We start from the raw sequence: 20,526 nt of genomic DNA on the forward strand, positions 1-20,526 counted from the left end.
GGTTCAATCGGGCAGGGTGCGGGTGGCGGGCTGCTCAACCGAGTGGAGCCGCCTTCACCCGAATGAGCGCCGTTGTTCCAATTTCCGAAATTTCGGCTTGTTGCGTATGGAAACCGCTGGCGTCGAGATTCGCCTTCAGCTTAACGAGCATCGGTTCGACTTGCGCCGGCGAGGGTGGATCGAAGAAGAGATGAAGCGATCCCTCCGGTCTCAGCAGGCGTTTGGTCGTGGCCAGCTCACGCTGCGGTTTCAGCCAGAAGACGTTCACATTGAAGGCCAAGATCTTGCTGAAGCGCTGCTCGCCTAAATCAGCGTTGGCGAGGTTTGCCGTCATGACTTCGGCGCGTCCGGCGGCCACCGCCGTGGCGTTCAGCTTCGATGCAGCCGCGACCATTTTCTCGGAGCGGTCGATGGCTGTGATCGTTCCGGTCGTCAGTTTGCCGACGATGAGGGACAGAAGGACGCCGCGCCCGCAGCCAATCTCCAGAATCCGGTCGGATGGCTGGAGGTTCAACTGGTCGAGCGCCCATTGAAATCGGGGGGGAACCTTCTCGACTGTCATGCGTCGGCGACATCGTTGCTTTGGAGACGCCGCCATTTGGAGCATATGTTGAAGGAAGTGAAAAGGTAGCTTGTCGCCGCCTTCCGCTGTCGTTCAAAGCGCGCCCTTCACCTTTTCCTTGATGTCGCCGTAACCCTTCTGAACCTTGCCAGCGGCCTTGTCGCCTGTGCCTTCCGCCTCGGTCCGTTTGTTGCCGCTGACCTTGCCTGCGGCTTCCTTGACCGCACCCTTGGCCTGCTTGGCAATGCCCTTGACCTGATCCTTGTTCACCATTTCCGCATCTCCTGTGTCGTGTGGTGGACAACGGCATATTCGGTGAATGGTTGCGAAATGGATCGCAAGGGTGGACCGGAATTGGGTCGAAACGAAAGCGCTTCCCGCATCGCATTGAAGGATGGGGAAGCGCTTTTTGTCGTCTGCTTTCTCGTGGATTTCTCCATTTGAAATGCATCGGACACCTGCAAAATGCATGGGCGGCGAGTTGGTTCCGCTCTTTTTTCGAAATTTCTACTTTTTACCGCTCCCATAACAAAAAGGGCGCCGTGCGGCGCCCTTTCCGTAAGCTTTCGGCTGAGGACTTCTTAGAAGTCCATGCCGCCCATTCCACCCATGCCACCGGGCATGCCGCCCGGCATACCGCCGCCGGCAGCTTCCTTCTTCGGAGCTTCGGCGATCATCGCTTCGGTGGTGACGAGCAGGCCACCGACCGAGGCTGCGTCCTGGAGGGCGGTGCGCACGACCTTGACCGGGTCGACGATGCCAAGGCTGATCATGTCGCCATACTCGCCAGTCTGGGCGTTGTAGCCATAGCTGGCGCCCTTGTTGTCGAGGATCTTGCCGACGACGATCGAGGCTTCCTCACCGGCGTTCGCGGCGATCTGACGAGCCGGAGCCTGCAGAGCGCGACGGATGATCGCGATGCCGGCAGCCTGGTCGGCATTGACGCCTTCCGCCTTGATGACGGTCGCAGCACGCAGCAGCGCGACGCCACCGCCAGCCACGATGCCTTCCTCGACGGCCGCGCGGGTCGCGTTGAGGGCGTCATCGACGCGGTCCTTCTTTTCCTTGACTTCGACTTCGGTCGCACCGCCGACGCGGATCACCGCAACGCCGCCGGCCAGCTTGGCGAGACGCTCCTGCAGCTTCTCACGGTCGTAGTCCGAGGTGGTTTCCTCGATCTGCTGCTTGATCTGGGCAACGCGGCCCTGGATCTCGGCCTTCTTGCCGGCGCCGTCGACAATGGTGGTGTTCTCCTTGGAGATCGACACCTTCTTGGCGCGGCCGAGCATGTCGAGGCCGACATTCTCGAGCTTGATGCCGAGGTCTTCGGAAATGACCTGACCGCCGGTCAGGATGGCGATGTCTTCCAGCATGGCCTTGCGGCGATCACCGAAGCCCGGAGCCTTGACGGCAGCGATCTTCAGGCCACCACGCAGCTTGTTGACGACGAGGGTCGCGAGGGCTTCGCCTTCGACGTCCTCGGAGATGATGAGGAGCGGCTTCGACGACTGCACGACGGCTTCGAGAACCGGCAGCATGGCCTGGAGGTTGGAGAGCTTCTTCTCGTGGAGAAGGATGTAGGCGTCTTCCAGCTCGGCGACCATCTTGTCCGGATTGGTGACGAAGTAAGGCGAGAGATAGCCGCGGTCGAACTGCATGCCTTCGACGACCTCAAGCTCGGTCTCGGCGGTCTTGGCTTCCTCGACGGTGATGACGCCTTCGTTGCCGACCTTCTGCATCGCCTCGGCGATCATCGCGCCGATTTCGGTCTCGCCATTGGCCGAGATGGTGCCGACCTGCGCGACTTCCTCGGAGGTCTTGATCTTCTTCGAAGTCTTGACGAGGTGGGCGACGACTTCCGTGACGGCGAGATCGATGCCGCGCTTCAGGTCCATCGGGTTCATGCCGGCGGCAACGGCCTTGTGGCCTTCCTGCACGATCGACTGTGCCAGAACGGTCGCGGTCGTGGTGCCGTCGCCGGCGATGTCGTTGGTCTTGGAAGCGACTTCGCGGACCATCTGCGCGCCCATGTTCTCGAACTTGTCCTCAAGCTCGATTTCCTTGGCGACGGAGACGCCGTCCTTGGTGATGCGCGGGGCGCCGAACGACTTGTCGATGACGACATTGCGGCCCTTGGGGCCGAGCGTGACCTTCACCGCATCGGCGAGGATGTTGATGCCGCGCAGCATGCGCTCGCGGGCATCACGGGAGAATTTTACGTCTTTAGCAGCCATTTCTTGCTCCTGGGCCTGGGCCCGTAATGTTCTGAGTGATTGGTGCGGATGGAAGCGATCAGCCGATGATGCCCATGATGTCGGATTCCTTCATGATCAGAAGGTCTTCGCCATTGAGCTTCACTTCGGTGCCGGACCACTTGCCGAACAGCACGCGGTCGCCGGCCTTGACGTCCAGCGGGATGAGCTTGCCGGCTTCATCGCGGGCGCCGGAGCCGATGGCGACGATTTCGCCTTCCTGCGGCTTTTCCTTGGCGGTATCGGGGATGATGATCCCGCCGGCGGTCTTCGACTCGGATTCGACGCGGCGAACGACCACTCGGTCATGCAGCGGCCGGAAATTCGACTTTGCCATATCTTGAAATCCCTGGTGCGGATGTTGAAACCACTCTCAGCCCAAGGCGGGCTGGCGTTAGCACTCTCTTAAGGCGAGTGCTAACATGGCGATGAGATATGGCCGGACGATTGCCGAGTCAATAACCCGCTCCAGTGATGGGGGCTAAAAAAATTCGGTTCTTCGGCCAAGTCGTGACCTCCGTCAAAAAAGCGCGAGGGCCGCGCTTCGATTCTTGAATAGTAAGCACGCTTATAATATATGCGGCTCATGAAACTTGAAGGAACCGAACGCCTGGGCTTTCTCATCCACGATGCCGCGCGGCTGATGCGACGGCGTTTCGAGAGCATGGGAAGCGCCTATGGGCTTTCGGCCGCGCAATGGCGGCTGATGGTGCGCGTGGTCAAGGAAGAAGGCCTGACGCAAGCCCGGTTGGCCGAACTGTTGGAAATCGAACCCATCAGCGTGTCGAGACTGATCGACCGCATGCAGGAGGGCGGTTGGGTGGAGCGCCGGCAGGATGCAGCCGATCGCCGCGTCCACATGATCTTCCCGACCGCCAAAAGCCGCGAAACATTCGGCGCGATCAAGGGGGTCGCCGGCGAGGTGTTCGAACAGGCTCTGGCTGGGCTTACGCCGCAGGAGCGGCAGACGGTCATTCATGGGCTTTCCACCATCGTCAACAATCTTTCCGATGGCGAAACCTCATGCCGTCAGCCGGTCATTTCAAAAGGTTCAGCAACATGAATGCCGTGTCGAAAATCGAAGGTGATGTGGCCAACATTGAGGCCGAGGCGCTGGAAAAGCCGGTCGTGGTAACGGCGCCGGTACAATCCGAGCCGGAGATACAGGTTCCCAGGCAGCGCAAGGGCCGCCTGGCCCTGATGGTCGCGGTACCGTTGGCGCTCATCGTCGGGGGCGGCTATGTCTGGATCACCGGCGGACGCTATCAGGAAACCGAGAACGCCAATCTGCGGCAGGCCAGGGTTTCGATCGCCTCGGAAGCCGCGGGGCGCATCGTGTCGGTCAACGTGTCCGACAACGCCGCCGTCAAGGAAGGTCAGGTGCTTTTTACGGTCGATCCTGAGCCTTACCGCATCGCCCTTGCTCAGGCCGATGCGGCACTTGCCGCCGCCCGGCTCGATGTCGAGCAGTTGCGCGCCGCCTATAGTCAGGCATTGGCGCAGGAGCGGGTGACCGCCGGCGACGTCGCCTATTTGAAGACGCAGTTCGAGCGCAGCACGGAGCTGGCCAGCAAGGGCATCAGCGCCAAGTCCTCACTGGACGAGGCGCGGCACGATCTCGCCAAGGCCGAAGACGAACACACGGCGGCCGTTCAGGGGATTGCCAGCGCCCGCGCGGCGCTTGGCGGGGATCCGGACATCGAAACCGACAAGCATCCAGCGGTGCTTTCGGCGCTGGCGACGCGCGACAAGGCAGCCTATGCGCTTGCGCAATCGACAGTGCGAGCACCCGCCGACGGCGTGGTCTCGCAGGCATCGTCCTTCAAGGTCGGCCAGTTCGTCGGCGCCGGCACCCCGGTGTTCAGTCTGGTCGAGACCGGCGACACCTGGATCGAGGCGAATTTCAAGGAAACGCAGCTTACCCACATGAAGCCCGGCCAGGAGGCCGAGATCACGCTCGACACCTATCCGGACCGTCCCCTGAAGGCGACCGTGGAGGCGATCGGCGCGGGAACTGGCGCGGAGTTTTCATTGCTGCCAGCCCAGAACGCCACCGGCAACTGGGTCAAGGTAACCCAGCGTATCCCGGTTCGGCTCAAGGTCGATACGCAAGGCCTGCCGGTCGCCTTGCGTACCGGAATGAGCGCCACCGTGTCGGTCGATACCGGCGTCAGCCGGGGACTTTCCGGCCTGTTGCCCCATGCCTATGCGGCGGACTGAGCCGAAGGCGAACCTTAGTTAGAACCTCCGATGGACCCGACGGCTCACACCGAAGTACCCCATCGCGGGCTGATCACGCTATCGGTCATGCTCGCGACGATCATGCAGGTGCTCGACACCACGATCGCCAATGTCGCGCTGCCGTCGATGGTCGGCGATCTCGGCGCGTCGGCCGACACGATAAATTGGGTGCTGACTTCCTATATCGTCGCCGCCGCCATCATGACGCCGGTGACCGGCTGGCTGTCCGACCGGATCGGCCGCAAGGAGCTGTTCCTGGTCTCGGTTATCGGCTTCGTCGTCGCTTCCATGCTTTGCGGCATATCGTGGAGCCTGGAGAGCATGGTGCTGTTCCGCCTTCTCCAGGGTGTATTCGGCGCCGCGATCGTGCCTCTTTCGCAAACCTTTCTCCTCGACATCAACCCGCGCGAGCGCCATGGCCAGGCCATGGCGATGTGGGGAGCCGGCATCATGGTCGGCCCGATCATCGGCCCGACGCTGGGCGGCTGGCTGACGGAAAGCTTCAACTGGCGCTGGGTTTTCTTCATCAATCTGCCGATCGGCATCATCGCCGTAGCGGGTTCCGCGATTTATCTGCCAAGCATCGCCAAGCGGCTGCGCGGCTTCGATTTCTTCGGCTTCGCCATGCTGAGCCTCGGCGTCGGCGCGCTTCAGTTGATGCTCGACCGCGGTGCCGAAGTCGACTGGTTCTCGGCGGTCGAAATCTGGATCGAACTCGGATTGGCAATCACCGGCTTCTGGGTGTTCACCGTTCATCTGCTGACGGCTAAGAACCCATTCATCGATCCCAAGATTTTCATGGATCGAAATTTCGCGACCGGGCTGGTGTTCATCTTCGTGATCGGCGTCATCTTGCTCGCCAGCCTTGCCCTGCTGCCGCCGATGCTGACGCATCTGTTCAACTATCCGACGATCACCACGGGCCTGGTGATGGCGCCACGCGGCGTCGGCACCATGATCTCGATGATCATTGTGGGACGGCTGGTGCGCATCGTTGACGCCAGAATTCTCGTCGTCGCCGGGCTGCTGCTGACCGCGCAATCGCTCTACACGATGGCGGGTTTCAGCCCGCAGATGGATAGCCATCTGATCATCTCATCCGGAATTGTGCAGGGGCTGGGTCTTGGACTGGTCTTCGTGCCGCTGTCGACCATCGCCTTCGCCACGCTCGACGCCCGCTATCGCACCGACGCCACCAGCCTGTTCAGCCTGGTGCGCAACATCGGCTCCTCGATCGGCATTTCCGTCGTCACGGTCATGCTGACGCGCAATACGCAGATCAACCATGCCGAGCTTTCCGCGGCGATGACGCCCTTCAATCCGAATCTCGCAGTAGCATCGCCCGCCGCCGCGGCCGGCGATCCCGCCGCGCTGTCGCAGATCGACGGGCTGGTCAATGCCCAGGCGCTGATGATCTCCTATGTCGACGACTTCAAGCTGATGATGATCGTAACGCTCTGCGCCATTCCGCTGGCGCTGTTGCTGCGCAAGCCGAAGATGGCGGCGGCTGGTGCACCGGCCGCTCACATGGATTGAAATGGCTGCGGCGCGAAAGAAACGTGACAGGCCGGAGAGGTTCGGCTAAGCCCGAAGCCGCTTCGGCAGCCCGCCGATCTAAAGCTTGAGTATCGCAGACAGGAGAAATCATGGCGGGTTCGCCCACGAAGATCGAGTCTCTGGACGTTCTGACCGACCGCTACGAAGCGCTGCTGTGTGATGTCTGGGGCGTCGTCCACAATGGCGTCGAGGCGTTTCCTGACGCCTGCCGCGCTTTGACGCGAGCCCGGGCGAGGGGCGTTGTCGTGGTCCTCATCACCAATTCACCGCGCCCGCGCGAAGGCGTGGAAGCGCAATTGGCCGCACTTGGCGTGCCGGACGATTGTTGGGACCGCGTCGTCACCTCTGGCGACGTCACCCGCGACCTGATCCGCGAAGCGCCACGGAAACTGTTTCATGTCGGCAGCGACCGTGACCTGCCGATCTATGACGGGCTGGATTGTGAACTGGTCGAGGAATTCGAAGCCGACGCCGTGGTGTGCACCGGCCTGATGGATGACGAGACCGAAACGCCGGAAGACTATGCCGACATGCTGCGGCGGTTTCGCTCGCGCAACCTGCCATTCATCTGCGCCAATCCCGACATCGTGGTGGAGCGCGGCGACAGGCTGATCTGGTGCGCCGGTGCATTGGCGCGCGACTACGGCCAGCTGGGCGGCAGGACGCTGATTTCGGGCAAGCCCCATCGGCCGATCTACGAGGCAGCCTTGAGAGTCGTCGGCGAACTTCTGGGCCGCGAAGCCGACCGCTCGAAGACGCTGGCCATCGGTGACGGCATGCTGACGGACATAAAGGGTGCGACCGACAACGACATCGACGCACTCTATGTTTCAGGTGGCATCCATGCCCGCGACTATGGCGAGGCCCATGATTCCGATCCGAAGCTACTGGCGGCATTTCTTGAGAAACATGGACAACAGCCGGTTGCGGTCATCCCGCGGCTTCGGTAACGAAGTATGATGCGTTCCTTCCAGCGTATTTCCGGTTCGGCGACATTGCCTGATGGCCTTCGCGGCGGCGTGGTGGCGATCGGCAATTTCGATGGCGTGCATCGTGGCCATCAGGTCGTGCTGGAACGCGCGCTGCAGGAGGCGGCCCGGCATGGCGTGCCGGCGCTGGTGCTGACGTTCGAGCCGCATCCGCGCACCGTATTCCAGCCCGACACCCCGCTTTTCTTGCTGACGCCGCCGCCGATGAAGGCACGGCTGCTGGCCGAACTCGGCTTCGATGCGGTGGTGGAGCAGGCCTTTACGCGCGAATTCGCCGAACTGGATGCCGAACGCTTCGTGATGCAGATGCTGTCGAGCGACCTCGGCGTCAGCCATGTAGTGACCGGTTTCGACTTCCACTTCGGCAAGAACCGGCAGGGTGGGCCGGCCTTTTTGATGGAGGCAGGAGCGCGTCATGGCTTCGGCGTGACGCTGGTCGATCCATTTCGCGATGAAGGCGCTGAAATCGTCTCGTCCAGCCGTATTCGCGGCCTGTTGTCGGAAGGCGAGGTTGCGCAGGCGGCGGGCCTGCTTGGCTACCGGTACACGGTCGAGGCCGAAGTAGGGCATGGAAAGCAGCTTGGCCGTACGCTGAGCTTCCCGACCGCAAACATGGCGCTGCCCGAAACCAATAGCCTTAAATACGGCATCTATGCCGTAAGGTTTCGCCGTGCCGACGGCACGCTGCATGATGGTGTCGCCAGTTTCGGCCGCCGGCCGACCGTCGACACCGATGGCGCGCCGCTGCTTGAAACTTTCTTGTTCGATTTCACCGGCGACCTGTATTGGCAGACCTGTCGCGTTTCGCTGTTCGCCTATCTGCGTGGTGAGGAGAAGTTTGATGGCCTCGACGCCCTGGTCGCCCAGATGAAGCGCGACGAGGCCGAAGCGCGCGCGCTGCTGGCGAGCGTCACGCCGTTGTCGCCGCTTGATCGCGCCATCGCCTTCTAGCTTCGAGGGTCCAGCGGCAGTATCCGTGACGCTTCGGCTATCTCCTCAATGCCAGGCCGAATGCGATGAATGTCCAGCCCTGGAATATCAGGTCGATCGCCAGGAAAAGGCCAAGCACCCAAAGGCTGTTGATCGGCCAGCCGAGCGCAATGATCAGGCCGGCCAGCGCCGTGACGATGCCGGCGGCGACGATCCAGCCCCAGCCGCTCGCCTGCCTGTTCTTCAGGCCGACCCAAAGGCGCAGGAGCCCCGATGCGACGAGGCTGACAGCCAATAGGAAGGTCAGCACTGCAGAGGCCAGAAGCGGATTGTAGAAGGCGAGAAAGCCGGCGATGGCATAGAGCAAACCGCTGAGCAGCCACCAGAAAAAGCCGCTCCAGTCCTTCACGCCGAAGGCATGGGCGATTTCAACGATGCCGGCGACCAGCATCAGCGTGCCCACGACATAGACTGATGCGACGGTTGCAATGACGAGATTGCCGAAGGCAATAACGCCGAAGATCAGGAGCAGCACGCCGAGGGCGACGAACCAGCCCCATTTCGACCGTGCTTCACCAATGGCATTACCTAGTGTGTTGGGTGCTTCGGATGGCAATGTCATGTCGTCCCTCCACGATAGAGTTCAGTCCAACATAGTCCATGACGAACGTTAACTCGCTTGCGCGAAACCGTCCAGTCGCGTTGCGAGCCAGCTGCATGTGGGTTGCGAAAGATTTGGTGTATCAGACTGAATTCACTTCAAATTTTCCAACATGAACGAAAGTGCGGGCTCAACGAGTGATTGTGCTCAGGAGTATGTTCGGGGCGGGATAGTTCCGCTCGGTCGATTCGCGGCGATCTGTTCGGCCGCGATCGTGCTCGGCCCTCTGTGGCCGTCTCCGCCAGCCAAGGACTTCAGCCTAGCAAGGGAGCGAGGCTCGCTCATCCCCGGTGTCGCGACCGCCGATCGGTTCGACTTCGCCAAAAAGGCTTCCGCCATGCGCCCAATTTATGTGCTTTATTCTCCTGTCCGCCTCCGCTAAAAGCGCGGCCATGAGATTTTCGGCGCTCGTCTTCGCGATTGCTATACGAATTACCGGCCCGGTCTTCCGAGCGGCGTAATGCTGTTCGTAAGCCCGGGGCTTTATCTCAAGCGCCTGCTCGCTTTTTCAGACCACGATGGTTGAACGCCCATGGCCGCTTTCGCCGGGCAATTCGATGGCAAGACAATGACCGATACGTCCGTTAATTCCGAACAATCCAAGATCGACTATTCGAAGACCCTTTATCTGCCGCAGACGAATTTTCCGATGCGCGCCGGCCTGCCCGAAAAGGAACCGGTGCTGGTCAAGCGCTGGCAGGAAATGGGCATGTATAAGCGCCTGCGTGAAAATGCTGCGGGTCGTCCGCTTTTCGTCCTGCATGACGGGCCACCCTATGCGAACGGCAACATCCACATCGGCCATGCGCTGAACAAGATCCTCAAGGACGTCATCACCCGCTCGTTCCAGATGCGCGGATATGACAGCAATTATGTGCCGGGCTGGGACTGTCATGGCCTGCCGATCGAATGGAAGATCGAGGAGCAGTATCGCGCCAAGGGCAAGAACAAGGACGAGGTTCCCGTCAACGAGTTCCGCAAGGAGTGTCGCGAGTTTGCGGCCCACTGGATCAAGGTCCAGTCTGAGGAATTCAAGCGGCTCGGCGTCGAGGGCGATTTCGACAATCCCTATACGACGATGAATTTTCACGCCGAGGCGCGGATCGCCGGCGAGCTGCTGAAATTCGCCAAATCCGGCCAGCTTTACCGCGGCTCCAAGCCGGTGATGTGGAGCGTGGTGGAACGCACCGCGCTCGCCGAAGCCGAGGTCGAATATCAGGACTACGAAAGCGACACGATCTGGGTGAAGTTCCCGGTGGCGAACGGCGCCGATCGTTTGGCGGGAGCCCACGTCGTCATCTGGACCACGACCCCGTGGACGATCCCCGGCAACCGCGCAGTGAGCTTTTCTCCTCGCATCGCTTATGGCCTTTTTGAGGTGACGGCGGCGGAAAACGACTTCGGCCCGCAGCCCGGCGAGAAGCTGATCTTTGCCGATGCGCTTGCAGGAGAAGCGGCGGAGAAAGCCAAGGTCACCTTGAATCGGATCGGCAGTGTCAGCGCTGAAGACCTTGAAAGCATTGTGCTTTCGCATCCATTCAAGGGCTTGGGCGGCGGTTATGAATTCACCGTGCCGATGCTGGCCGGCGATCACGTGACCGATGATACTGGTACCGGATTCGTCCATACCGCGCCTGGCCACGGTCGCGAAGACTTCGACGCCTGGATGGATTCGGTCCGTGACCTCGAGATGCGCGGGATCTCGACGAGAATCCCGTTCACCGTGGACGACGCCGGCTACTTCACCAAGGACGCGCCCGGCTTCGGCCCGGACCGCGAGGGCGGGGCAGCGCGCGTCATCGATGACAACGGCAAGAAGGGCGACGCCAACAAGGCGGTCATCGAGGCGCTGATCGGCGCGAACGCGCTGTTTGCGCGCGGGCGGCTTAAGCACTCCTACCCGCATAGCTGGCGCTCCAAGAAGCCGGTGATTTTCCGCAATACGCCGCAATGGTTCGTCCACATGGACAAGGAGCTGGGCGGGTTTACCTCCCCCTCGATGGCGGAGGTCGCGACGCACAGCGGCGCGGGTGGGAAGAAACCCGATACCTTGCGCAATCGCGCGCTGGCTGCGATCGACGCGACACGCTTCGTGCCGGCCGCCGGCCAGACCAGGCTGCGCGCCATGATCGAGGAGCGCCCGGACTGGGTGTTGTCACGCCAGCGCGCCTGGGGCGTGCCGATCTGCGTGTTCGCCGATGCGGATGGCGATATCCTGGTCGATGACGCGGTCAATGCTCGCATTCTCGAAGCATTCGAGAAGGAAGGCGCCGACGCCTGGTTTGCCGAGGGCGCCAAGGAGCGGTTTTTGGGCGAGGGCCACGATCACGCGCGGTGGCGGCAGGTCACCGACATTCTCGATGTCTGGTTCGATTCAGGATCGACGCATACCTTCACGCTCGAGGATCGGCCCGACCTTAAATGGCCGGCCGATGTCTATCTGGAAGGCTCCGACCAGCATCGCGGCTGGTTCCATTCGTCGCTGCTGGAAAGCTGCGGCACGCGCGGCCGCGCACCTTACGATACCGTCGTCACCCATGGTTTCACCATGGACGAGGACGGCCGGAAGATGTCGAAGTCGCTCGGCAACACCGTTGTTCCTCAGGACGTGATGAAGCAGTCCGGCGCCGACATATTGCGCCTGTGGGTGATGACCACGGACTATTGGGAAGACCAGCGGCTCGGCAAGAACGTGCTGCAGACCAATATCGACGCTTATCGCAAGCTGCGCAACACCATCCGCTGGATGCTGGGAACGCTCGCGCATGACGAGGGCGACGAGGTGCCGCTGGCGGATATGCCGGAACTGGAACAGCTCATGCTGCACCGGCTGTCGGAACTCGACCAGATCATGCGGGCCGGCTACGATGCCTTCGAGTTCAAGCGCATCACTCGCGCGCTGATCGACTTCATGGTCGTGGAACTGTCCGCTTTCTATTTCGATATCCGCAAGGATGCCCTCTACTGTGAGGCTCCCTCCAGCGTGAAGCGCAAGTCGGCCGTGCAAGTGGTGCGTCATCTCTTCGACCATCTGGTGACATGGCTTGCGCCAATGCTGCCGTTCACTACGGAGGAAGCCTGGCTCGAACGCTATCCATCCGCGGTATCCGTTCATCTCGAGCAGTTCCGCGATGTGCCGAGCGAATGGAAGAACGATGCACTTGCCGAAAAATGGCGCAAGCTTCGTCAAGTCCGCAGCGTCGTCACTGGCGCACTGGAACTTGAGCGGGCAAAAAAGACGATCGGCTCCTCGCTGGACGCCGTCCCGACCGTCTACATGACCGACGCCGCGCTTGAGGAAGCTTTTGCCGGGATCGACATGGCGGAAATCTGCATCACGAGCGATCTTGTCGTGTCGCATGACACCGCACCGGAGGAGGCCTTCTCCCTCCGTGAGGTTCCAGGCGTGGCGGTCCTCGTGACGAAAGCCGAGGAGCGCGGCTTGCGCAAATGTGCGCGTTCCTGGCGGTTTACCGACGATGTCGGTGCAGATTCGGAGTTTCCCGACGTCTCTGCGCGGGACGCGGCGGTGCTGCGCGAATTGCGCGCGCTGGGTCGGCTTTGAGGCTCGTCAGCGAGATTCACATGCGGCCGGTCGTTGCCCTTATACGCGCCATGCGTTAAAAGCGCGGGACTTCGGACGACAAATTGTCGCCGGATTCTCGTCGGATGAGCGTGCGGGCGGTGGCCGGATTCCGGTTGGATTACTTTTCCAGAGGCAATTTGTAGTGGGATTTTCTGGCATGACTGAAAAGACGCGGAGGCGCGCGGCGCTGTTGACGTCGCTCATGGCTTCCAGTCTCGCCCTTTCGGGATGCGTGGGCTCGCCGACCTATGGCACCGACAAGACCGCGACCGAGCAGCTTGTCGGTGACGTGACGGGAATTCTGTCGATCGCGCCAAAGGGCCGCGAGAGGATCGACTACAAGCCGCGTCCTGAACTGGTCAAGCCGCAGCCTGGTCAGGCGGCCAATCTGCCCGCGCCGCAGGACAACATCGTCACCGCGCGTAGCGATGTATGGCCGGAATCGCCGGAACAGAAGCGAGCCCGCATTCGCGCCGATGCAACCGCCAATCGCGACAAGCCCGGCTGGCGGCCGGAGGTCGAATCCGATGTGTATGCTGCCTCATCGGCGCCTAGTGCGCCGCTTGGCGCGTCGCAGAGGCGACTCGAATCCGGAATCGAGCCGCCCGCGATGCGACAGCAGCAGCGCGAGGCGTTCAACAAGCGATTGGCCGAAACCAGGCAAGGCAGCGAAACGACGCGCAAATATCTGAGCGAGCCGCCGCTGGTCTACCGCCAGCCGGCTGCCACCGCGCCGGTGGGCGACGTCGGTGAGGACGAGTTGAAGAAGGAAAGACGCCTCAAGGCCGAAGCCAAGAAGGGCGGCAAGAGCTGGCGCGATATATTGCCGTGGTAAGAGAAGCCGCTGCGAACATGCCGCAGTGGTTCACGTAGTCACAGATCGCGCCGCGCCTGGAAGAATGTCTTGAGGATGCCGGCTGCACTGCTTTCGGCAATGCCGGGGTAGACCTCGGGGACGTGATGGCAGGTCGGCGAGGCGAAGAACCGCACGCCGTTGACGACGGCACCACCTTTTTCGTCGCTGGCTCCGAAATAGAGCCGCCTGATGCGGGCGAAGGAAATCGCCGCCGCGCACATGGCACAAGGCTCCAGCGTCACATAGAGATCGAGATCGGTAAGCCGCTCGGCCGATAGTTTTTGCGAGGCCTCGCGGATCGCCAGCATTTCGGCGTGAGCAGTCGGATCGTTAAGTTCCCGGGTGCGGTTTCCGGCGCGTGAAACGATCCTTGTACCGCGGGCGACGACCGCGCCGACCGGCACTTCGCCGCGTGCGGCGGCGGCCTCGGCCTCGGCAAGAGCCAAGGCCATGAAATCCGGGCGTTTCAAGCCGTTATTCCCTCGCAAGTCCAGAATGTTCCTGTTATCTACCGCCTCGGAAAGGCAAACGCCACATGGATGACGATCGTAAGAAATTTCCGCGCAAAGGCGGGCCAAAACCGGGCGGACCGCGCGGCAAGGACGCTCCGCGCAAGGGCGGCAAGTTCGGTCTTGCCGGAAAGTCCCGGTTCGAAGGCGGCAAGCCGTCCGAGAAACTGGGCGACCGCACCGGCGCGAGCAAGCCCTTTGCCAAACGGCGCGCCGAATCTCAAACATCTGGTGCGGAGCGGCCGAAACGTGAGTTCAGGCGCGACGAACGGCCACGCGACGGCGACGACGCGCGCCCGCAGCGCAGCGGGGCGCAGTTTCGCAAGGGGCCGCGCCCCGACGGCAAGCCCTATGAGAAGCGCGAAGGGCAGGGTGCGTCGCGCCCAGGCCGGTTCGAGCGTGGCGACCGCCCCCATAACGCCAGGGAGCGGGGTTCGGAAACCGGTGAGCGCCGCGAAAGGCGCTTCGATTCCGGTCCGCGTGATGACCGCAAGCCCTTTGTCCGCCGCCCTGAGCGTGAAGCGGAAACGGCCAGCGAGAGGCCAGCCCGGCGCTTCGACAGGTCGCAGGGCCCGCGCGAAGGCGGTTTCGAGCGGCGTCCGAAGTCCGACGGGTTCAAGCGACCTGACGCGGAGCGCAAACCATTTGCACGTGCAAAGGCCGTCGAAGAGGCGCCGGGCGAGCGCATTGCCAAGCGCTTGGCGCGGGTGGGCATTGCCTCGCGTCGCGATGCCGAGGAGTTGATTGCGGCAGGCCGCGTCAAGGTCAATGGCAAGGTGCTGGGCTCGCCCGCCTTCAACGTAATGCCTGATGACCGGATCGAACTTGACGGAAATCTCATTCCGCCGATCGAGCGGACGCGGCTGTTCCTGTTTCACAAGCCGGCCGGTCTTGTCACGACCAATCGCGACCCGGAAGGACGCAAGACCATTTTCGACGCGCTTCCGGCTGAATTGCCGAGACTGATGACGGTCGGCCGACTCGATATCAACACCGAGGGCCTGCTGCTCCTGACCAATGACGGCGGGCTGGCGCGCGTGCTGGAATTGCCGGCCACCGGTTGGCTGCGCCGTTACCGGGTGCGCGTGCACGGCAAGGTCGATACGGATCGGCTTGCCGGCTTGAAGGACGGCATGGCGATCGACGGCGTCTTCTACGGTTCGGTGGAAGCCACGCTCGATCGCGAGCAGGGCAGCAATGCCTGGCTGACGCTCGCCTTACGCGAGGGCAAGAACCGCGAAGTGAAAAACATACTTGGCTCGCTCGGCCTCGACGTGACCCGGCTGATCCGCGTCTCCTATGGGCCGTTCCAGCTTGGCGAACTGCCGGAAGGGCACGTCCAGGAACTGAGCGGCCGTACGCTGCGCGACCAGCTTGGTGAACGGCTGATCGAAGAATCGGGCGCGAATTTCGAGGCCGATATCGTCAAGCCCTTCACCAACAAGCCGGCACGGCGCGAACATGACAAGCCGACCGACGAAGCTGCCTCACAGCGCGCACCGCGCCGTCCGCGACCGTTGAACGTCGGCGAGGGTGGGCTGATCAAGAATCGCCGGCGCGACGATGAACGCCATCGCGAAGACGTGCTCGGACGGTTGCAGACGAAACCGGATCGAGGCTTCAAGTCGGAGCGTGGGCCAGGTCCCGAGCGTGGCCCCAAGCCTGAACGAGGCGAGCGGCCAGCGCGTGTGGGCAAGCCCGCCGCGCGCGAGCAGCGGCCTGTCGATCCGCCGGGCGGCCGGAAGGCGAATGTCTGGATGGCGCCGGGAGCGCGTCCGATCGGTGCCGGCAGGGCCGCGGCCGAAAAAGCGGAAGGCGGAAAGAAGGCGCATGGTGCTGGACATCACAAGCATAGCGGCAAGCCCTTCTTCGAAAAGCCCGGCGGTGGCAAATCCGGCTTCGGCAAGCCAAGGCGTCACGACGACGAGCGCGGCAACGGGCAGGGGGATGGTCCGCGTTCAGGCGGGCCGCGCCCGTCTGGACCGCGCGGGGGCAAGAGCGATGCGGATCGTCGGCGGTGAATTTCGCGGCAGGCCGCTCGCCACGCCGCGCACCAACGCCATCCGCCCGACAACCGACCGCACTCGCGAGGCGCTGTTCAATGTGCTGACGCATCGTTTCGGCGAGCGGCTGCAGGGCGCGCGCGTGCTCGACCTCTTCGCCGGAACGGGTGCCCTTGGCCTCGAGGCATTGTCGCGCGGAGCCTCGTTTTGCATGTTCATCGAGGATTCCGCGGAAGGTCGGGGCCTGATCCGCACCAATGTCGATGCCTTCGGCCTGCAGGGCCGCACCAAGATCTTCCGCCGCGATGCGACCGGCCTTGGTCCGGCAGGCACGGTGCAGCCGTTCAACCTGGTGTTTGCCGATCCCCCTTATGGCAAGGGACTTGGCGAAGCCGCACTGCGCTCGGCTCGAACGGGCGGCTGGCTGCAAGCCAACGCGCTTTGCGTCGTCGAGGAAACGGCGGCCGCCCCGTTTGATCCCGGCGCGGGTTTTAAGGTGATCGACGAGCGCAGCTATGGCGAGACCATCATTCGCCTGATGGAAAGCACCTGATACGCCCGGCGCGGATGCCGGTCTCGCTTTTTTGGTGCATGGTCCAGCTTCGGCCTTTTTCCGGCGTCAGTGACATTGGCCGAAAGTTTGGATGCAGGATTGCGCGAAGCTGCAAGGAGCGCTGGATGATTTTCAAGGCTGGGCTTCTGGCGCGACGGGGAAGAAGGCTGCTGGCCGCATCCATCATGCTGCTGGCACTGCCATCTTCCGCCATGGCTGAAACTGGACAAGCCGGTGCGAACGTCACCCAGTTCGTCCTCGACAATGGCATGGAGGTGGTGGTCATTCCCGACCACCGCGCCCCGATCGTCACCCACATGGTCTGGTACAAGGTCGGCAGCGCCGACGAACCTGCGGGTAAATCCGGCATTGCGCATTTTTTCGAGCACCTGATGTTCAAGGGAACCGCCAAGCACAAGGCGGGCGAGTTCGGAGCGCGGATCGCCGAGATTGGCGGCCATGAGAACGCCTTCACCTCCTACGATTATACGGCCTACTTCCAGACGGTGACGCCGGATGCACTTGAAACGATGATGAGCTTCGAGGCCGACCGCATGCGCAACCTGATCCTGACGGATGCGGTGATCGGACCCGAACGCGACGTCATCCTGGAGGAGCGCCGCTCCCGTGTCGAAGGCAGCCCACAGGCTCTGCTCGAGGAAGAGGTACAAGCCACGCTGTTCCAGAACCATCCATACCGCATACCGATAATCGGCTGGATGCATGAAATGGAGAAGCTGAACCGGGCCGAGGCCGTCGAGTTCTACGATCGCTATTATGCGCCGAACAACGCGGTTCTGGTGGTCGCGGGCGATGTCGAGCCCGATACGGTAAGGTCGATGGCCGAAAGGACCTATGGCAAGGTTGCGCGCGGCCCGGATCTGCCGCCGCGAATCCGCCCATCCGAACCCGAGCAGAATACCAGGCGAAGCGTGACGCTTACCGACAGGCGCGTAACCGTGCCGAGTTTTTCCAGGTCATGGGTGGTGCCCTCCTATCATCGGGCGACGCCTGGAGAGGCCGAGGCGCTCGATCTCCTGTCCGAGATACTGGGTGGCGGCACGAGAAGCCGGCTCTACCAGGCGCTGGTGGTCAAAGCCGGCATTGCCGCCGGTGCCGGTGCCTATTACGAAGGCACGACCCTCGACGACACCAGTTTCACGGTCTACGGCGCGCCGCGCGGTGCAAACGGATTGGAGGCGGTGGAGAAAGCCGTCGATGCCGAAATCGCTCGCATCATTCGGGATGGCGTGACGGAAACGGAACTGGAGAAGGCCAAGAACCGTTTCGTGCGCAGCACGATTTTCGCCCGGGACGATCAATCCAGCATGGCCAATATCTACGGCAGCACGCTTGCCACCGGCGGTACCGTGGAAGAGGTGCAGCAGTGGCCCGACAAGATTCGCGCCGTCACCGCCGCGGAGATCAAGGCGGTTGCAGTCAAATATCTGAACCCGGACGTTTCCGTGAGTGGCTATCTGCTGCCGGCGCAGGATAGCAGGCCGGAAGCCTCGGAAATTCCGCCTGAAATGATCAAACCCGAAACCGGGAAGGCCGACGAGCCGGGCCCGATCGAAGCCGCGCCCACCGGCGCCGGCGCTGCCAACTGATCGGGATAAGCGCCATGATGAATTCGATCGAAACGCACATCCGGCCGCTGGCGGTCGCAATCGCCGCGACAGTCATGGTCTTGACGCTGGCCTTATCGTCGGTCGCACCGGCGCGGGCCGAAATGAAAATACAGGAGGTAACGTCGCCGAAGGGCGTCAGCGCCTGGCTGGTCGAAGACTATTCCGTGCCGCTCATTTCCATCCGCTTTGCCTTCGAGGGTGGTTTCACGCAGGACCCCAGGGGCAAGGAGGGGCTTGCAAACCTGATGACCGGCCTGTTTGACGAAGGGGCAGGCGATCTGGACAGTGAGGCCTTCCAGTCGCGCCTGGACGATGCCGGAGCCGAAATGGGTTTTGGCGAGACGCGCGACACTCTTTATGGCTCGATGCGCCTTCTGGCCGATCAGAAGGACGAGGCGCTGCAACTGCTCCGGCTGGCCATCACCGAGCCGCGCTTCGACCAGGCGCCGATCGACCGTATCCGGTCACAGATCGTTTCCAACATCATTTCCAGCTCGCGTGATCCGGAAGTGGCGGCGCAGGTGAAGTGGTCGGCCGCGCTGTATGGCGACCATCCCTATGCGCGTCGCGATGAGGGAACCCAGGAGACGCTGGCGACGATCACCGCCGATGATCTGCGGGCATTTCATAAGGCGATCTTTGCCCGTGAGAATCTGAAGGTGGCGGTCGTCGGAGCAATCGACGCCGAAACGCTGAAGGGTGAGCTCGACCGGTTGTTCGGTGACCTTCCCCAGAAACCGACCCTGACACCGATTGCCGACGTGCAGCCGAAGCTCGGGCAGGAGGTCCGTTTCGAATATCAACTGCCGCAAGCGCTGATCCAACTCGCCTATCCGGGCATCGAGCGCGACGATCCCGCATTCTTCGACGCGGTGCTGATGAACCACATTCTGGGGGGCGGCACGTTCACTTCGCGGCTGTTCGATGAAGTGCGCGAAAAGCGGGGGCTCGCCTATGGCATCAGCTCGTCGCTCGTCAATTACGATCATGCCAACGCGCTGGTCATCGGCACCTCGACGCGCGCCGTCAGGGCTGACGAAACGCTGAATGTCATTCGCGACATCGTGCGTGGCATGGCCGAAGAAGGCCCGACGGAGGCGGAACTCGATGCGGCGAAAAAGTACCTGATCGGCGCCTACGCCATCAACAATCTCGACTCCTCGAGTGCGATCGCCAGGACGCTGCTGGAATTGCAGATCGAGGAACTCGGCATCGACTATATCGACCGCCGTGCCGCGCTGATCGAGGCGGTGACGCTGGAGGGCACGCGCGAAGCGGCGAAAAGGCTGCTGCGCGCCGAACCGGCGGTGTTGATCGTCGGGCCGCCTCCCGGTGGAGGCAAGGAATGAGCCCCACATTCGCCGTGGCGTTCGGAGGCGGCGGCGCGCGCGGGCTTGCCCATATCCATGTCATCGAGACGCTGGATGAACTCGGCATCCGGCCTGTGGTGATCGCCGGATCCTCGATCGGCGCGATCATGGGCGCGGGCATGGCCGCCGGTATGACCGGCAAGGAAATACACGAATACGCCCGCTCGATCCTTGGCAGACGCTCGGAAGTGGCAAGCCGCATGTGGCGCGCGCGGCCCGGCACGTTTTCCGAGATGATGGGCGGTATTCGCATCAGTCAGTTCAACATCGAGCGCATTCTCAAGGCTTTCCTGCCGATCCAGGTTCCGGATCACTTTTCCGAGCTGAAGATACCGCTGAAGGTAACGGCGACGGACTTCTTCGGCCACCGGCTCGAGGTCATACAGAAAGGCGATCTGCATTCGGCGCTTGCCGCCTCGGCCGCCATTCCGGCGGTGTTCCGTCCGGTCAAGCGCGGCTCCAAGCTTTTGATCGACGGCGGTATATACAATCCGGTGCCATTCGATCTGGTCGAAAACGATGCCGATATCGTCATCGCGATCGATGTAGTCGGCGCACCGAGCGAGACCGGCCGCAAGCGACCCAACTCGCTCGACCTGATATTCGGCGCCAGTCAATTGATGATGCAGTCGATCACCGCCATCAAGCTCAGCCAGAGCCGGCCCGAAATTTTTCTGCGCTCGCCCTCGTCCAGGTTCCGCGCGCTGGACTTTCTCAAGATCGATGCGGTCATGGCCGAGACAACCCCCATCAAGGATGAGTTGAAGCGCGCCGTCGATTTTGCCTTGCATCAAAGGGAAAGGCGGCTGAGGGGCTAGCCGCGATG

The 20,526-nt window shown here is 62.3% G+C and carries 18 protein-coding genes; 12 read left to right on the top strand and 6 right to left on the bottom strand.

Annotated elements, in window-relative coordinates; translation table 11 throughout:
- Positions 1-34: 34 nt before the first annotated feature.
- The 4 genes from ACLKMW_RS02710 to groES all read right to left on the bottom strand — a co-directional run bounded on the left by ACLKMW_RS02710 (position 35) and on the right by groES (position 3,151).
- Positions 35-607 carry a class I SAM-dependent methyltransferase gene (locus ACLKMW_RS02710; RefSeq protein WP_415722839.1) on the bottom strand — a complete coding sequence of 191 codons (573 nt, stop codon included), beginning with the start codon at positions 605-607 and terminating at the stop codon, positions 35-37.
- Positions 608-655: 48 nt separating this feature from the next.
- Positions 656-835, bottom strand: a complete 180-nt coding sequence (locus ACLKMW_RS02715) for a CsbD family protein (RefSeq protein ID WP_415722840.1) — start codon at positions 833-835, stop codon at positions 656-658.
- Between the two features lie 308 nt (positions 836-1,143).
- Positions 1,144-2,796, bottom strand: coding sequence for a chaperonin GroEL (gene groL, locus ACLKMW_RS02720; RefSeq protein ID WP_415722841.1), 1,653 nt, complete (start codon positions 2,794-2,796; stop codon positions 1,144-1,146).
- A 58-nt stretch (positions 2,797-2,854) separates the two neighbouring features.
- Entirely contained in the window at positions 2,855-3,151 is a 297-nt protein-coding gene (gene groES, locus ACLKMW_RS02725; RefSeq protein ID WP_415722842.1) for a co-chaperone GroES, read from the bottom strand.
- A gap of 249 nt (positions 3,152-3,400) precedes the next feature.
- Here groES and ACLKMW_RS02730 point away from each other — a divergent pair, with 249 nt between their 5' ends.
- From ACLKMW_RS02730 to ACLKMW_RS02750, 5 genes are all read left to right on the top strand, one after another.
- Positions 3,401-3,877: a MarR family winged helix-turn-helix transcriptional regulator gene (locus ACLKMW_RS02730; RefSeq protein ID WP_415722843.1), complete on the top strand. Its 477-nt coding sequence runs from the start codon at positions 3,401-3,403 to the stop codon at positions 3,875-3,877.
- Complete coding sequence (locus tag ACLKMW_RS02735) at positions 3,874-5,034, top strand: HlyD family secretion protein (protein WP_415722844.1); 1,161 nt, start codon at positions 3,874-3,876, stop codon at positions 5,032-5,034. Before ACLKMW_RS02730 ends, ACLKMW_RS02735 begins: the two co-directional genes overlap by 4 nt.
- Before the next feature lie 30 nt (positions 5,035-5,064).
- Positions 5,065-6,591, top strand: coding sequence for a DHA2 family efflux MFS transporter permease subunit (locus tag ACLKMW_RS02740; protein WP_415722845.1), 1,527 nt, complete (start codon positions 5,065-5,067; stop codon positions 6,589-6,591).
- A 110-nt stretch (positions 6,592-6,701) separates the two neighbouring features.
- A complete protein-coding gene (locus ACLKMW_RS02745; RefSeq protein ID WP_415722846.1) occupies positions 6,702-7,562 on the top strand; it encodes a TIGR01459 family HAD-type hydrolase in 861 nt (286 codons plus the stop codon).
- Positions 7,563-7,568: 6 nt separating this feature from the next.
- Entirely contained in the window at positions 7,569-8,552 is a 984-nt protein-coding gene (locus ACLKMW_RS02750) for a bifunctional riboflavin kinase/FAD synthetase (RefSeq protein ID WP_415722847.1), read from the top strand.
- Positions 8,553-8,589: 37 nt separating this feature from the next.
- Here ACLKMW_RS02750 and ACLKMW_RS02755 read toward each other — a convergent pair whose 3' ends face one another.
- Complete coding sequence (locus ACLKMW_RS02755) at positions 8,590-9,153, bottom strand: HdeD family acid-resistance protein (protein WP_415722848.1); 564 nt, start codon at positions 9,151-9,153, stop codon at positions 8,590-8,592.
- A gap of 607 nt (positions 9,154-9,760) precedes the next feature.
- Here ACLKMW_RS02755 and ileS point away from each other — a divergent pair.
- Entirely contained in the window at positions 9,761-12,757 is a 2,997-nt protein-coding gene (ileS, locus tag ACLKMW_RS02760) for an isoleucine--tRNA ligase (protein ID WP_415723177.1), read from the top strand.
- Positions 12,758-12,935: 178 nt separating this feature from the next.
- On the top strand, positions 12,936-13,613 hold the full coding sequence (locus ACLKMW_RS02765) for a hypothetical protein (protein ID WP_415722849.1): 678 nt from the start codon (positions 12,936-12,938) through the stop codon (positions 13,611-13,613).
- A gap of 38 nt (positions 13,614-13,651) precedes the next feature.
- Here ACLKMW_RS02765 and ACLKMW_RS02770 read toward each other — a convergent pair whose 3' ends face one another.
- Complete coding sequence (locus ACLKMW_RS02770; RefSeq protein ID WP_415722850.1) at positions 13,652-14,104, bottom strand: nucleoside deaminase; 453 nt, start codon at positions 14,102-14,104, stop codon at positions 13,652-13,654.
- A 65-nt stretch (positions 14,105-14,169) separates the two neighbouring features.
- On the opposite strand from ACLKMW_RS02770, the gene ACLKMW_RS02775 reads away from it, so the two are divergent.
- The 5 genes from ACLKMW_RS02775 to ACLKMW_RS02795 all read left to right on the top strand — a co-directional run bounded on the left by ACLKMW_RS02775 (position 14,170) and on the right by ACLKMW_RS02795 (position 20,518).
- Positions 14,170-16,164, top strand: a complete 1,995-nt coding sequence (locus ACLKMW_RS02775) for a pseudouridine synthase (protein WP_415722851.1) — start codon at positions 14,170-14,172, stop codon at positions 16,162-16,164.
- Positions 16,145-16,699: a 16S rRNA (guanine(966)-N(2))-methyltransferase RsmD gene (gene rsmD, locus ACLKMW_RS02780; RefSeq protein ID WP_415722852.1), complete on the top strand. Its 555-nt coding sequence runs from the start codon at positions 16,145-16,147 to the stop codon at positions 16,697-16,699. The genes ACLKMW_RS02775 and rsmD overlap by 20 nt, the downstream gene beginning before the upstream one ends.
- Before the next feature lie 185 nt (positions 16,700-16,884).
- Positions 16,885-18,309: a M16 family metallopeptidase gene (locus ACLKMW_RS02785; RefSeq protein ID WP_415723178.1), complete on the top strand. Its 1,425-nt coding sequence runs from the start codon at positions 16,885-16,887 to the stop codon at positions 18,307-18,309.
- 14 nt (positions 18,310-18,323) lie between these two features.
- Positions 18,324-19,679 (top strand): M16 family metallopeptidase, encoded by a 1,356-nt coding sequence (locus tag ACLKMW_RS02790; RefSeq protein WP_415722853.1) that lies wholly within the window; start codon positions 18,324-18,326, stop codon positions 19,677-19,679.
- The gene (locus ACLKMW_RS02795; RefSeq protein ID WP_415722854.1) at positions 19,676-20,518 is read left to right on the top strand and encodes a patatin-like phospholipase family protein; all 843 of its coding nucleotides are present in this window, start codon (positions 19,676-19,678) and stop codon (positions 20,516-20,518) included. The genes ACLKMW_RS02790 and ACLKMW_RS02795 overlap by 4 nt, the downstream gene beginning before the upstream one ends.
- The last annotated feature ends 8 nt before the right edge of the window (positions 20,519-20,526 follow it).

Source organism: Borborobacter xinjiangensis, assembly GCF_047739745.1.
Lineage (GTDB): Bacteria > Pseudomonadota > Alphaproteobacteria > Rhizobiales > Rhizobiaceae > Pseudaminobacter.

What these genes read in the sequence shown, in the direction of transcription:
- ACLKMW_RS02710 (WP_415722839.1), bottom strand. Translation starts at nt 607, where the DNA reads ATGCTCCAAATGGCGGCGTCTCCAAAGCAACGATGTCGCCGACGCATG.
- ACLKMW_RS02715 (WP_415722840.1), bottom strand. Translation starts at nt 835, where the DNA reads ATGGTGAACAAGGATCAGGTCAAGGGCATTGCCAAGCAGGCCAAGGGT.
- groL (WP_415722841.1), bottom strand. Translation starts at nt 2,796, where the DNA reads ATGGCTGCTAAAGACGTAAAATTCTCCCGTGATGCCCGCGAGCGCATG.
- groES (WP_415722842.1), bottom strand. Translation starts at nt 3,151, where the DNA reads ATGGCAAAGTCGAATTTCCGGCCGCTGCATGACCGAGTGGTCGTTCGC.
- ACLKMW_RS02730 (WP_415722843.1), top strand. Translation starts at nt 3,401, where the DNA reads ATGAAACTTGAAGGAACCGAACGCCTGGGCTTTCTCATCCACGATGCC.
- ACLKMW_RS02735 (WP_415722844.1), top strand. Translation starts at nt 3,874, where the DNA reads ATGAATGCCGTGTCGAAAATCGAAGGTGATGTGGCCAACATTGAGGCC.
- ACLKMW_RS02740 (WP_415722845.1), top strand. Translation starts at nt 5,065, where the DNA reads ATGGACCCGACGGCTCACACCGAAGTACCCCATCGCGGGCTGATCACG.
- ACLKMW_RS02745 (WP_415722846.1), top strand. Translation starts at nt 6,702, where the DNA reads ATGGCGGGTTCGCCCACGAAGATCGAGTCTCTGGACGTTCTGACCGAC.
- ACLKMW_RS02750 (WP_415722847.1), top strand. Translation starts at nt 7,569, where the DNA reads ATGATGCGTTCCTTCCAGCGTATTTCCGGTTCGGCGACATTGCCTGAT.
- ACLKMW_RS02755 (WP_415722848.1), bottom strand. Translation starts at nt 9,153, where the DNA reads ATGACATTGCCATCCGAAGCACCCAACACACTAGGTAATGCCATTGGT.
- ileS (WP_415723177.1), top strand. Translation starts at nt 9,761, where the DNA reads ATGACCGATACGTCCGTTAATTCCGAACAATCCAAGATCGACTATTCG.
- ACLKMW_RS02765 (WP_415722849.1), top strand. Translation starts at nt 12,936, where the DNA reads ATGACTGAAAAGACGCGGAGGCGCGCGGCGCTGTTGACGTCGCTCATG.
- ACLKMW_RS02775 (WP_415722851.1), top strand. Translation starts at nt 14,170, where the DNA reads ATGGATGACGATCGTAAGAAATTTCCGCGCAAAGGCGGGCCAAAACCG.
- rsmD (WP_415722852.1), top strand. Translation starts at nt 16,145, where the DNA reads ATGCGGATCGTCGGCGGTGAATTTCGCGGCAGGCCGCTCGCCACGCCG.
- ACLKMW_RS02785 (WP_415723178.1), top strand. Translation starts at nt 16,885, where the DNA reads ATGCTGCTGGCACTGCCATCTTCCGCCATGGCTGAAACTGGACAAGCC.
- ACLKMW_RS02790 (WP_415722853.1), top strand. Translation starts at nt 18,324, where the DNA reads ATGATGAATTCGATCGAAACGCACATCCGGCCGCTGGCGGTCGCAATC.
- ACLKMW_RS02795 (WP_415722854.1), top strand. Translation starts at nt 19,676, where the DNA reads ATGAGCCCCACATTCGCCGTGGCGTTCGGAGGCGGCGGCGCGCGCGGG.